The organism is Limibacterium fermenti, assembly GCF_041902845.1.
Classification (GTDB): Bacteria; Bacteroidota; Bacteroidia; order Bacteroidales; family Dysgonomonadaceae; genus Limibacterium; species Limibacterium fermenti.
This window is the reverse complement of the sequence record NZ_CP159486.1, coordinates 1983974-1997699: the sequence shown is the minus strand read 5'-3', so window position 1 is coordinate 1997699 and position 13726 is coordinate 1983974. Positions and strand designations below refer to the sequence as shown.

Genomic DNA, 13726 nt, shown 5'->3' with positions numbered 1-13726 from the left:
GGGAGAAGATAATATGAAAAAACATCGCTTGTATTTTGGACTTTTTTTACTCGTTGCTTTATTTTCGTGTGAGTCGAAGAAACCTTTCGGTGATGCGGTTATCCAAAAGCCGGTTGCCCGCATTGAATCCATGCCTGATTTCCCGAAACCGTATAAAATAATTGATTGGAAACAGAAAGCGATTGATTTCGATGAATATGTTTTTGATTTTAATACCGATAGGGAAACGGGGCCGTTGATTTGGCTGGATAATCATCAACGGAATATACCGCAACAAACATTCGGGCTTTATACCGCTATTAATGATTCCCGGCAAGGCCCCGATAATAATAACGGGGAGTTTCATGAAAGTTTGACTTCTTTTTCTGCGATATTGGGCGCCGGATTGATGGGGATTGACAAAACCAATCAAAACGGATATAATTACGTGAAAATGATTCAGAATTATTTTAATTCCGATATCGGATGGAATATCATGATGAATAATACCTGTCCTGAAACGGCTTCTTTAGGGGGTGGATATGGACGGGACTGGTGGTACGATATATTGCCGAATGTCTTATATTATAATATCTGCGATATATTCCCGGATGTAGAGAATGCGGATGAAATACAACGAGCTATTGCGGAACAATTTTATAAGGCCGATTCGGTATTGAATGGAAATTATGATTATTCTTATTTTGATTATGCTCAAATGAAAGGAATGGTCAATCATATCCCGCTTCAGCAAGATGCTGCCGGAGGCCACGGGTATGTCCTGTTGGCGGCCTATAAAAAATATGGAGATAAGCGTTATCTGGAACGGGCCAAATCGGCAATCAACGCCTTGAATAATCAACAGGAAAGCCGGTTTTATGAAATATTGCTTCCTATCGGAATATATACGGCTGCGCGTTTAAATGCCGAAGAAGGAACAAATTACGATATCCATAAAATGTTGGATTGGGTATTTGAGGGTACTAAAAATCCCGACGCCCGGCAAGGGTGGGGAGTCATTGTCGGCAAATTGGGCGACTATGATGTAAGCGGTTTACAAGGGAGCATTACGGATGGCGGAGGATACGCGTTTTTGATGAATAGTATGAAAATGGCGATGGCTTTGGTGCCTTTGGTTAAATATGCGCCCGAATATGCTCGGGCGATTGGAAAATGGATGCTGAATAATGTGAATGCCTCCCGTCTCTTTTTTCCCGCTGAAATCCCCGATGAAAATCAGTGGTTACCCGAAATGAAAGACTATACACATTCCATAATCGCTTATGAAGGGTTGCGTTATGAGGACGATTACGGCAACCCGCGGCTGAAAGGCGTTCATCCGGTTGCATTGGGCGATGGACCGAAATGGGACAAGAATAATCCCAAGGAATCGATGTTCAGTGTTTACAGTACCGCGCCTGTGGGCATTATGGGCGCTATCGTGGATACGACGAATGTAGAAATGATTCTTAAGTTGAATTGTAATGCGACCGATTTTTATTCGGATAGAAAGTTTCCGACGTACCTTTTCTTTAATCCCTATAATGAGGTTAAAACCATAAGGTATAGCGTCTCGGAAAATCATTCCGATATTTTTGATATCGTTTCAAAAAGATATGTCGCAAAAAATGTGGCAAAACAAGTGGAAATAGCGTTGCCGGCTAATGAAGCTTCTATTTTGGTCGAAATACCCGCAGGTACTAAAATAGAGGGGAAAGACCATCAATTCTTTAATCATGACCGATAATGAAGAGTTCGTTTTTTAAATTATTAATCTAAACAAATGTAAAATGAGATGAAAAAGCAAATTTTAAATGTAAGGAAAGCAACAGCATTCCTACTCCTGTGGATGTTTTCCTTGTGTATGTTTTCACAGAATGTTACCGTTAGCGGTAATGTGACCGATATAAAAGGAGAGCCGCTGGTCGGGGTGACGATTGTCGTAAAAGGGCAAACCTCGCTGGGTACCATTAGTGACATGGATGGCCATTATACCTTAACGGATATCCAACCGGAGGCAATATTGGTATTCTCTTACGTAGGATACGTGACGCAGGAAATTCCGGTTAACGGAAAGACCGTTATGGATGTTTCGATGGAGGAAGACACGGAGGTTTTGGAAGAAGTCGTGGTGGTCGGATATGGAACGCAACGAAAAAGCGATTTGACCGGCTCCATTGCATCCATTACAGAAAAAGACTTTAAAAATTATGCGGTTTCCAATGCTTCCGAACTGTTAGTTGGGAAAGCTGCCGGGGTATTCGCTTCTGCACCGTCCGGACAACCGGGAGCCGAGACTGTTATCCGTATCAGAGGATTCGGAACCGTAAACGATAACAATCCGTTGTATGTCGTGGACGGACAATTCATGGATAATATCCGTAGCCTGAATCCTTCGGATATTGATCGCATTGAAGTATTGAAAGATGCCTCAGCCACGGCGATCTATGGATCCCGAGGTTCAAACGGGGTTATTTTAATTACGACAAAGGGTGGTATAAAAGATAAAATGACCGTTACGTTGGATGCTTATATGGGAGTGCAAAATAGTTATCAGGCTTTAGACATGATGAATAGCGAGCAATACTATCACTTCATTCAGGAAGCTTTTAAAAATGATGAAAACTTCCAGCAGTCTATGAAAGGTAAATTTACGAATCAATATAATAAAGGATACGATACGGATTGGTGGGATGAAGTGACACGTACCGCTTTCAATCAAAACTATAACCTCAGTATACGTAAAGGTACCGACAATTCGAGAACGGCATTGAGTTTCGGCTATTTGGACAATGAAGGGCCGGTGATTACGACACAATTTCAACGGGTGTCGCTCCGCCTTAACCAAGAATATGATTTGAATGATTTCTTGACGGTGGGCACCAATGTCGGTTTGGCTAAAATAACATCAAAAGATACCGGAGCGCTCCCGAGTTTCGATCAAATTCAGAAGGCGGATCCTTTTACACCTGTTATCAACTCGTTGGTCGATCCTGCTTCTGAAAATTACGAATATAATAAATATGCTCCTACGGAATGGTCTTTCGATCCCAATCCGGTTTCTATGCTGGAATTACCCGACAGACAGGATGATTTTTTTAATGTATTCGGAAATGTTTTTGCGAACGTGAAATTATTCGACGGCCTGACTTATCGTGTACAATATAGCTTTGAGAAGAATAATCAGGTATTCAAAGATTTCCGTCCCTTATATTCGGCGACTTTCTCCGAAGATAATCTGGCAAACAGGGAAAGCAAATATACGACCGAAACCAAATTGACTCATAATAATGAGCAGACATTCAATTACATTATCGAGCAACGGCTCAATTATAACAAACAAATAAACAATCACCGTCTCGATGTCATGGGGGCTATGACTTATGAAAAGAATGCATTGGAAACGATCCATGCCTACAAGACAAAAGCGCTCGGAAATGAAGACATCTATCGGGTGTTGGATGCCCAGACAATCGGTGATCAGGCTTCAGGAAAAAAAGAAACTTCGGCCATGTTGTCTTATATCGGGCGTCTGAATTATACGTATGCCGATAAGTATCTGGCAACTGTCAGTTTTCGTGCTGACGGCTCTTCCCGGTTTGCTACCGGTAACCGTTGGGGATATTTTCCTTCTTTCGCTTTAGGATGGAGAATTTCCAATGAAAATTTCTTTCAAAGCATGAATATCGATAATTGGTTGTCCGATTTGAAGCTTCGCGCCGGTTGGGGACAAAACGGGAACCAACGCATCGACAGGGATGCGCCTTATACGTTAATCGGAACAAATAATGAAAACCAGTGGTATTTCGGTAATGGCTTCTCACAAGGCTACATTCCGGTATATACGGGAAACAGAGACATCAAGTGGGAAACCAGTCAACAGACCAATATCGGTTTGGACGCCGTCTTTTTCAGAAATAAAGTAGATATGTCTATCGACTTCTATATAAAAAGAACGAAAGACATGTTATTGGCCATGCCTATTCCCGCCTTCGGATCTTTTTCAACGGATCCCTTTTTCAATGCAGGCGACCTGAAGAATAAAGGGGTTGAATTTACCGCTAACTACCGGAATAGTATCGGAAAAGACTTTAATTACAATGTTGGTGTTAATTTGTCGACCTATAAGACGACCGTAACCGGCTTGGTCTCGGAATATTTAAGCGGTTCCGTCAGCCGGACGTATGTGGGAGGGCCTATCGGTCGTTTCTGGGGATACAAGCAAATAGGCATCTTCCAAAATCAGGAAGAAATTAATAAGTATGTGGATAAAAAAGGTGTGAAAATCCAGCCGAATGCGCAACCGGGAGATTTTAAGTTTGCGAAACTAACGGAAGAAGGCGCTTTGAATGATAATGACCGGACGTTCATCGGCAATCCGAATCCGGATTTGATTTTCGGAGTGAACCTCGGGTTCAATTATAAAAATTTCGATTTCTCTGCATTCTTCCAAGGAGCCGTAGGTAACGATATTTATAATGTTGCGAAAGGGAATTTAGCTACTGCCGGCAGACAAAATGCCCTTGCCGACGCGTACGCAAAGGCTTGGCGAAAAGAAGGCGATCAGACGGTTTATCCGCGCATTACCAACTCCGATACGAACGATAATTATCGTATTTCTTCTTTTTATGTAGAAGACGGTTCGTATATAAGGCTTCAAAATATCCAGTTGGGATATACCATTCCTAAACAGTTGGTTGAAAAAACAAAGCTGTTTTCAAGTTGCAGATGGTATGTTTCCGCGCAAAACTTATTTACCCTTACCGGCTATACGGGATTAGACCCTGAAATAGGAGTCGCGAGTCCTCTGAATATGGGAATTGATAATACACGTTATCCGACTTCCCGAACACTTGTCATTGGTTGTAACTTACAATTTTAAGAAAGGATTATGATGAAAAATTTAGGACTGATAGTGACTTTCGTAACGCTACTGTGTGTAAATTATAGTTGTTCATTGGATGAACCGAGTTACGGAAAAACAACAACGGAAAATTTCTATAAAAAAGAAAGCGACATTGATTATGCGCTTACAGGAGCGTATCTTCAATTAAGAAATACATGGAATGAATATGCTCTTAATTTTTATTTATTGGGCGATTGTACGACCGACGATGCCTTAAAAGGCGGGGGCGATGACGGAGACAGACGGGAAGTTCTTGATTTGTCAAACTTTATTGTGTATACGACGAATGCGGAAGTGGCGCGTCGTTGGACAATACTTTACGAGCTCATCAATCGTTGCAATGATGTTATTCAGTATGCACCCGATGCAATAGGCGATGCAGACAGGCTTACCCGGTATGCCAATGAAGCGAAAGCTTTGCGCGCCTTCGGCTATTATTCGCTGGTAACCACTTTTGGAGGAGTGCCGTTAATAACGAAACCGATGACACCCGCCGAAATATTAAAAGTGCCCCGGGCTGATATCGCTGCTGTGTACCAATTGATTGAGACGGACTTAATGGATGCGGCAAGCAATCTCCCGGCTAAAAGCCAATACAGTGAAAAAGACGCTTATAGGGTAACGCGTGGTTTTGCAAAAGTGATGCTGGCTAAATCGTATATGTTTAGAAGCGATTTTGAGAATGCCGAAAAATGGTTGAAAGAAGTCGTGGAGGTCGATAAAGATTATGAGTTACTGCCTGATTATGGGCTCAATTGGACGCCGGCTTATGAGAATAGCCGTGAATCGGTATTTGAAATTGCGGCTAAACTATATGATAAGAATATTGCCACCGGTACCAATGTCCCTCACTTCTTTACAAGCAGAAACGTATCCGGTTATCAGGGATACGGATTTCATGTGCCCACGCAGGATTTATACACGGCCTTCGATGCCGATGATCCCCGTATTACCTATGTATTTACGCGAACCGGAGACCGTTATGCGGGAGATACCGAAGACCAGGATAATTCGCAATCCGTTACGGGATATCATGATTATAAAATGACGGTTCCGCGGGTTGAAAAAGAAGGATATGATGTTTGGATGATTCCGTACAACATCCGGATGATCCGTTATGCCGATGTCCTTCTTTTGTATGCCGAAGCGCTTAATGAAAACGGAAAAGCAAGCAATGCCTTGGTATACGTGAACAAGATAAGGGAAAGGGCAAGAAATACGAATCCTGTTGACCCTCGCAGATCGAAACAGGCCTATATTCCGCCTACGACAAATAATACATTGCCGGATATCACCGCCACCGGGCAAATGGAGTTACGACAAGCGATATGGCATGAACGCAGATGTGAACTGGCGATGGAAGGATGGCGGCGCGATGATTTGATGAGGCAAAAGCGTTTTGGTGAAACAATGAGAGCGTATGCTGATAAATATAATACGACCAAAGGAGCCAATTTTACCGATTCGAGAGATTATTTGCTCCCTATCCCTCAAGATGAAATCGACAAATCCAATAATGTATTAACTCAAAACGAGGGGTATTAGTAATTGATCGGATAAGCGATTTCGAAATATGGATACCTTATTCGGCCAATAGTTTCGCCGAATAGAAATCGTCCATTGCCTGTATAGAAAACCGGCTGCCTGTTTCAAAGACATACAGCCGGTTTCTGTTGATCCTGTTTACATCTGTACACCCGCTTGGTTGATCCTTGATCGGTTACTTCGCATAGATGCCCGAATAATATAGAACGAGAAAAGGGACTTACGATTTACTGTAAATCCCTCTGCCTAATTATTTCCAACTGTAGCGAGAGGGGGGCATGATCCCCCGACCTCGCGATTATGAATCGCGCGCTCTAACCAACTGAGCTATCTCGCCGACAATGTAAGTTCGTTTCCGTTTTGGAAGTGCAAAAGTAGTATAACTTTTCCAATTTTCCAACTCTTCAACGGAAATATGCAACAACGATGAAACATTTTTTAGAGGATTTCCCTACTTACTCTTTCATAATCATGGATTCTTACATAGAAAATGTTATTTTTGCAGTCGAATTAAAAACAATACACCCGGTTAAATAGTGATTTATCCCGAAAATTTTGAACAAAAAATAGAATTCTATAAGATCCGGCAACTGGTGTCGGATTATTGTCTCAGTCCGTTGGGAAAAGAAAAAACGGAACAGATGCATTTCTCCGCATCCTTTTCGGAGGTGGCGGCAACGCTGTCGCAAGCCGATGAGTTTGTGCGCATTCTACGCGAAGAAGAGTCCTTTCCCGCCGACCATTTCTATGATGTTCGTCCGACCCTGCGGCGTATTCGTCTCGAGGGGTCGTGGATGGATACGGAAACGATGTTTCAGCTCAAGCGGTCGCTGCAATCCATTCATGCCATCGTCGCTTTCTTCAACCGGCCTGAAAAAGATATGCAGTATCCTCACTTGACGGCCTTGGCGGAAAATGTTGTCATTTATCCGGAGATATTGAAAAAGGCCGATACGATTCTCAATGACTTCGGTGAAATAAAAGACAACGCCTCCTCGCAATTGGCGCAAATACGGCGCGATCTGGCCACGACCATGAACGGGATATCGAAAAGCCTGAATGCCATTCTGCGGAAAGCCCAATCGGAAGGATTTGTCGACAAAGATGTGGCGCCTACCATGCGCGACGGGCGGTTGGTAATTCCCGTGAATCCCTCTTATAAACGCAAATTGAAAGGGATTGTACATGATGAATCGGCTTCGGGCAAGACTGTTTTTATCGAGCCTTCGGAAGTGGTGGAAGCGAATAACCGCATCCGTGAACTCGAAAATGACGAACGGCGGGAGATCATCCGCATTCTCACGGCGTTCACCGATTATATCCGTCCGTACCTGCCGGCTCTGCTCGAATCGTATGAGTTTCTGGCGCAGATCGATTTTATTCGTGCCAAAGCCAAATTCGCACTTCTAATCGATGCCATTAAGCCGGTTTTTGAAGATACGCAGCAAATCGATTGGGTACAGGCCGTACATCCTCTTTTGTTTCTTGCGCTGAAAAAGCAGAACCGCAAAGTTGTCCCGCTTGATATAACGTTGCAAGACGAACAACGCATCCTGATTATTTCCGGCCCGAATGCCGGGGGGAAATCGGTCTGTCTGAAAACCGTAGGATTGCTTCAATATATGTTGCAGTGCGGATTACTGATTCCTCTAAGGGAAAATTCAAAGGTCGGGATTTTCGAAAAGATTTTTATCGACATCGGCGATGAGCAATCCATCGAGAACGACCTTTCCACGTATAGCTCCCATTTGACCAATATGAAAATGTTTGTCAAAAACTGCGATGGCCGGTCGCTATTGCTGATCGATGAATTCGGTAGCGGAACCGAACCGCAGATAGGGGCCGCCATCGCCGAAGCCTTGCTCGACCGTTTCAATCAGCGGCAAGCATTCGGGGTCATTACCACCCATTATCAAAACCTGAAGCATTATGCCAATGAACATGAAGGGGTTGTAAATGGGGCGATGCTGTATGACCGCCATCAGATGCAACCGCTTTTCAAACTTTCCATCGGAAATCCGGGGAGTTCTTTTGCCGTAGAGATTGCCCGAAAAATCGGATTGCCTGAAGATGTGATTGCACAGGCTTCGGAAACCGTCGGGCAGGACTATATCAATATGGACAAGTATTTGCAGGATATCGCCCGCGATAAACGCTATTGGGAAAAAAAGCGCGATGAAATACGGCGAGAGCGTAAACGTCTCGAAGAACTTTCGGTGAAGTACGAAACCGGTTTGGATGAAATAGATACGCAAAAAAAACAAATCATCGCGCAAGCCAAACAGCAAGCCGAACAATTGATTGCCGAAAGTAATGCGCTTATCGAAAATACCATTCGGGAAATCAAAGAAACGAATGCCGACAAAGAGCGTACGCGCGAAGCCCGCCGTGAATTAAGTGATTTTAAAACGAATATACAGGCCGGCGAAGCGAAGAAAGGCGACCGTAAACATCACCCTAAAACGCCCCAAAAAATAATCGCGCCTTCCGATGCACCTTTGTCTCAAGGCGATGCGGTACGGTTGAAAGGACAGACATCTGTCGGGGAGATTGTGGAGCTTTCGGCTAAAAAAGCGACGGTAGCTTTCGGAATGATTAAATCGACCGTCGAAATCGAAAAGTTGGAACGGGTGAGCAACAATCAGTTGAAAAAAGAAAAGAAAATGTCAAACACCCGGGATGTCATTTTCGAGAAAAAACTGGCTTTCCGGCAAGATATCGATGTGCGGGGCATGCGGGGCGACGAAGCGTTGCAGGCGGTGATGTATTTTGTCGATGATGCCGTCCAGTTAGGGATCGAACGCATACGGGTGCTGCATGGCACGGGCACGGGAGCGTTGCGGCAAATCATCCGCGATTATCTGAGGACGGTGCCGGAAGTGTCGCATTACGGCGACGAGCACGTGCAGTTCGGCGGGGCGGGTATTACCGTTATCGATTTAAAATAATAAACTCAAGTTTCGCAAGCCATATCGTTGCAACTCACCTTCGCCTCCCGATGTTTTGTGACCCGGTATCGTTCTCGTTCGCTAAAAGAGTAGAACTCGCTTCGCTCAAACAGCTCCTCTTTTTATGCTCATTGCGAACGCCGGGCCCCCACAAAACATCTAAAGGGCTTCGTTTGAGTCGCAACGATTACAAACGCATTTGCGAAACTTGAATAACAAAAAGATAGAACAAATGATCAAATTTTCAAAGGTCTTTTGGGTCGCAAACTTTGTAGAACTTCTCGAACGATTGGCTTACTATGCCGTCTTCATCGTCATCACCTTGTATTTGTCGAATGTATGGGGCTTTTCCGATATTCAGGCCGGCATTATCGCCGGGCTTTTTTCGGCATTCCTCTATTTGCTTCCCACTTTTGCCGGAGCTTACGCCGATAAAATCGGTTTCCGGAATTCCATCGCCCTTGCTTTTACACTTCTGACCATCGGTTATGCCGGATTAGGGCTGTTGCCCACGTTGTTGGAAAGCGCAGGACTGGTCAATTACGATATGACCACGACTTTTTACGGTTTAAAAGAAAGCGTGTATCAATGGACGATAATTCCCGTACTGGTATTTATTGTAATAGGAGGAGCTTTTATCAAAGCGGTTATTTCGGGAACGGTTGCGCGTGAAACCACTTCCGAAACCCGCGCAAGGGGGTATGCGATCTTTTATATGATGGTGAATATCGGCGCTTTTCTGGGAAAGACGGTGGTCGATCCGTTACGGAAAAGCATGGGCGATCAGGGATTGGTCTATTTGAACTATTTTGCCGCCGGAATGACGCTGTTGGCCTTGATTCTGGTGTTTTTCTTTTATAAATCGGCGAAGCCCGAAGGGCCGCAAAAAAGTGTCCGCGAATTATGGCGATCGATGGGAAAGGTGCTCCTTAACGGACGCCTGATGATTCTTATGTTGATTGTCAGCGGTTTCTGGATGATACAAAGTCAAATGTACTCGACCATGCCCAAATACGTGTTGCGTTTGATCGGTGACGGGGCTACTCCCGGATGGTATGCCAACGTCAATCCGCTAGTCGTTTTTGTTTGCGTGAATTTCATTACCTCTTTAATGAAAAAACGAAGCGCGTTATCGTCCATGATGGTCGGGATGTTCATTATTCCTTTATCGGCATTGGTGATGTCGCTGGGCAACCAAGTGGGGGCGGGATATATCCTTGGCTTGCATCCGGTCGCTTTTTTGATGATGGTCGGAATTGCCATGCAAGCACTGGCCGAATGTTTTATTTCCCCGCGTTACTTGGAATATTTCTCTCTTCAGGCGCCCGCCGGACAAGAAGGACTCTATCTCGGCTTCAGCCATCTTCACTCTTTCTTTTCATACCTGTTTGCCTTCGGTATTTCGGGCTTTTTGTTGGAAAAATACTGTCCCGATCCGCGTTTGTTTTCCGATGCCAACGGCGTATTGGATGCGGCGGCTTATGCTCAAGCTACACAACATGCCCATTATATATGGTATGTATTCGTCGCTATCGGCGCCGTATCGGCTATTGCACTCCTCCTATATGCGCAAGTCACAAAAAGAATGGAGAGACAGCGCGCGAGTATAGATAATCAAAATAATTAATAAATAAAACCGAAAGTCTTTTTTGTTTTAAAATAATAAACCTCCTTTCCAATATAAGTGTTATATTTGCATCTTAAAAATATCACTATAAATCAGCATGAATATGAGATTAGATTTAAGTTCGCACATTACGTTAGAAAGGACACCGAAGAAGTATTACAGGCCGGAAAACGACTTTGAAGAATACAATTTGGCGCGTTTTGAAAAAATTCCTACAGCGATTTATGAAGAGACGAAAAGAGCCGCTAAAAAAGTCGCTAATGACATTGTCGGCGACATGCTCAAAAAGCAGCAAGCTAACGAAAAATTTGTTTTAGGCATTACCGGGGGTGCATCCACCCAACCTGTTTATCAGGAATTGGTAAGGCAACACAAAGAGGAAAACGTCAGTTTTAGAAATCTGGTCGTTTTTAATACGTATGAGTATTATCCTGTTGTAGATGAAGCGATCAGTAACTTACAACAATTAAAGGATCATTTTTTGAACTTAATCGATATCGATCCGGAAAATATTTTCTCTCCGGATGCGACGATCGAAAAAGATTTGATTTCCGAGAATTGCGAAGAATTCGAGGTCGACATGAAACGCCTGGGAGGATTGGATTACCTCCTGCTCGGATTAGGCAGCAAGGGGAATATCGGATTTAATATGCCGGGGAGCAATTTACATTCGCAAACCCGTCTGGTGATGCTCGATGGCGACTCCCGCAAAGATATCGTAACTCATTTCGGATCACTGGAAAAAGCGCCGGTAAGCGCTATCACCATGGGGCTCTCCGATATGATGCAGGCGCGTAAAATCACATTGGTCGCCTGGGGCGAGCAAAAGGCGGAAAGTATCCATGAGATTGTGGAAGGACCCGTGACCGATATGGTGCCGGGGTCGTTGCTGCAAACCCATCCGGAGATTCAGGTGTTTATCGATCTCGCCGCCGCTTCCGAGCTTACCCGTATCAGCCATCCGTGGTTGGTAACGAATTGTGAATGGGATAATAAACTCATCCGCAGGGCCATCGTATGGTTGTGTGGGGTCGTAAACAAACCCATTCTCAAACTGACCAATAAAGATTATAACGATAACGGATTAAGTGAATTAATCACCCTTTACGGTTCTGCGTATAATGTAAATATCAAAATCTTCAACGATTTGCAGCATACCATCACCGGTTGGCCCGGAGGAAAGCCCGATGCCGATGATACCTATCGTCCCGAAAGAGCCAAACCTTATCCGAAGCGTGTGATTATCTTCAGCCCGCATCCCGATGATGATGTGATTTCGATGGGGGGGACATTCCAACGTCTCGTCAATCAAGGGCATGAAGTGCATGTGGCTTATCAAACTTCCGGAAATATCGCGGTGGGCGATGAAGAAGTGATTCGCTATATCTCCGTCATGAGAAGTCTGCTTAAGAAAGCCAATTCAAATGATAATGGCTTAATCGAAACTTACAGTAAGATGCGGAATTATTTGTTGAATGAGAAGACGAAAGAGGATATCGACTCGCCGGATATTTTGTTTATTAAAGGACGCATTCGCCGTGAGGAGGCCCGTTCGGCGGACCGTTATGTAGGACTGTCGGAAGAAAACGTCCATTTCCTCGACCTGCCTTTTTACGAAACAGGACGTGTTCAGAAGAACCCTATTTCGGAGAAAGATGTCTTGATCGTAAAAGATTTTATCGAAACGATTAAGCCCCATCAGATTTATGTGGCAGGCGACTTGGCCGATCCGCACGGAACGCATAAAGTGTGTCTCGATGCTATTCTGGCTGCTGTCGATATCATCAAAGAGGATGAGTGGTTTAAAGATTGTCGTATTTGGATGTATCGCGGAGCTTGGATGGAGTGGGAGATAGACCATATCGAAATGGCGGTACCCCTTTCTCCCGAAGAATTGCGTCAGAAACGGAATGCTGTTCTTCGTCATCAATCGCAAATGGAAAGTGCTCCTTATTTGGGCGATGATGAACGGCTCTTCTGGCAGCGTTCCGAAGAACGGAATAAAGCGACAGCCGATATGTATTGGAAACTCGGATTGGCGTCGTATGAGGCGATTGAAGCTTTTGTCGAATACAAACCGATTCGCTAAAACGTTTGTACAGTAATTTATTTTTAGTGTCCATAAGTGAATAGCTCGCCATTGAGGGAGCCGAAGCTTATGGACTTTTTTATGTATGATGTATGAAGGATGAGGGGCAGACGAAAAAATAAACTCTTCGATTGCATCCATTTCAAAAAAAAGTCGTACATTGAGCGAAATTTTTCAGTAAATATATATGTCGAAAGAAAAGTTTCATATTGAATTTTTGATGGGAAACGCCTCGCAGAACAGCTTATGGAGAATGATCAGTCAGATTGACGGTCTTTGTGAGTGGTTTGCTGACAGGGTAACGATAGATGATACCGACACTATTTTTACATTTACTTGGGATAAAGATGATAGCCGGCGGGCTGAAATCATCAGTAAGAATCCTCCTACCAGTATCCGCTATCGATGGCTTGACGAGAACGACCCGGATGCCTATTTCGAGTTTTTAGTGCGTAAACTCGATTTGTCGGGAGATATAACGTTCGAAATAACCGACTTTTCCGATCCCGACGAAAAAAGCGATTCCATATCGCTATGGGAGTATCAAGTGGAAGAATTAAAGCGAAAGTTAGGAATATGAGTCGAAGCGATTAATTATCTTTACATTTTTAAAATCCTTTTGTACCGTTTGA

General features: G+C 44.0%; 7 protein-coding genes and 1 tRNA gene. 7 read left to right on the top strand and 1 reads right to left on the bottom strand.

Features of this window, described 5'->3' with window-relative positions; genetic code table 11:
• Positions 1-13 precede the first annotated feature (13 nt).
• The 3 genes from ABNK31_RS08875 to ABNK31_RS08865 are packed head-to-tail and all read left to right on the top strand — an operon-like array spanning position 14 to position 6430.
• The gene (locus ABNK31_RS08875) at positions 14-1726 is read left to right on the top strand and encodes a hypothetical protein (protein ID WP_418895296.1); all 1713 of its coding nucleotides are present in this window, start codon (positions 14-16) and stop codon (positions 1724-1726) included.
• 48 nt (positions 1727-1774) lie between these two features.
• Positions 1775-4861, top strand: coding sequence for a SusC/RagA family TonB-linked outer membrane protein (locus tag ABNK31_RS08870; RefSeq protein ID WP_418895295.1), 3087 nt, complete (start codon positions 1775-1777; stop codon positions 4859-4861).
• A 9-nt stretch (positions 4862-4870) separates the two neighbouring features.
• Positions 4871-6430, top strand: coding sequence for a RagB/SusD family nutrient uptake outer membrane protein (locus tag ABNK31_RS08865; protein ID WP_418895294.1), 1560 nt, complete (start codon positions 4871-4873; stop codon positions 6428-6430).
• Positions 6431-6693: 263 nt separating this feature from the next.
• Here the strand turns inward: ABNK31_RS08865 and ABNK31_RS08860 are convergent.
• A tRNA-Met gene (locus ABNK31_RS08860) sits at positions 6694-6767 on the bottom strand.
• Between the two features lie 199 nt (positions 6768-6966).
• Here ABNK31_RS08860 and ABNK31_RS08855 point away from each other — a divergent pair.
• The 4 genes from ABNK31_RS08855 (at position 6967) to ABNK31_RS08840 (ending at position 13674) form a co-directional block, all read left to right on the top strand.
• Positions 6967-9378, top strand: coding sequence for an endonuclease MutS2 (locus ABNK31_RS08855; RefSeq protein ID WP_418895293.1), 2412 nt, complete (start codon positions 6967-6969; stop codon positions 9376-9378).
• A 232-nt stretch (positions 9379-9610) separates the two neighbouring features.
• The gene (locus ABNK31_RS08850; protein WP_418895292.1) at positions 9611-11005 is read left to right on the top strand and encodes an MFS transporter; all 1395 of its coding nucleotides are present in this window, start codon (positions 9611-9613) and stop codon (positions 11003-11005) included.
• 103 nt (positions 11006-11108) lie between these two features.
• Positions 11109-13094 (top strand): glucosamine-6-phosphate deaminase, encoded by a 1986-nt coding sequence (locus ABNK31_RS08845; RefSeq protein ID WP_418895291.1) that lies wholly within the window; start codon positions 11109-11111, stop codon positions 13092-13094.
• A gap of 187 nt (positions 13095-13281) precedes the next feature.
• On the top strand, positions 13282-13674 hold the full coding sequence (locus ABNK31_RS08840; protein ID WP_418895290.1) for an START-like domain-containing protein: 393 nt from the start codon (positions 13282-13284) through the stop codon (positions 13672-13674).
• Positions 13675-13726: the final 52 nt, after the last annotated feature.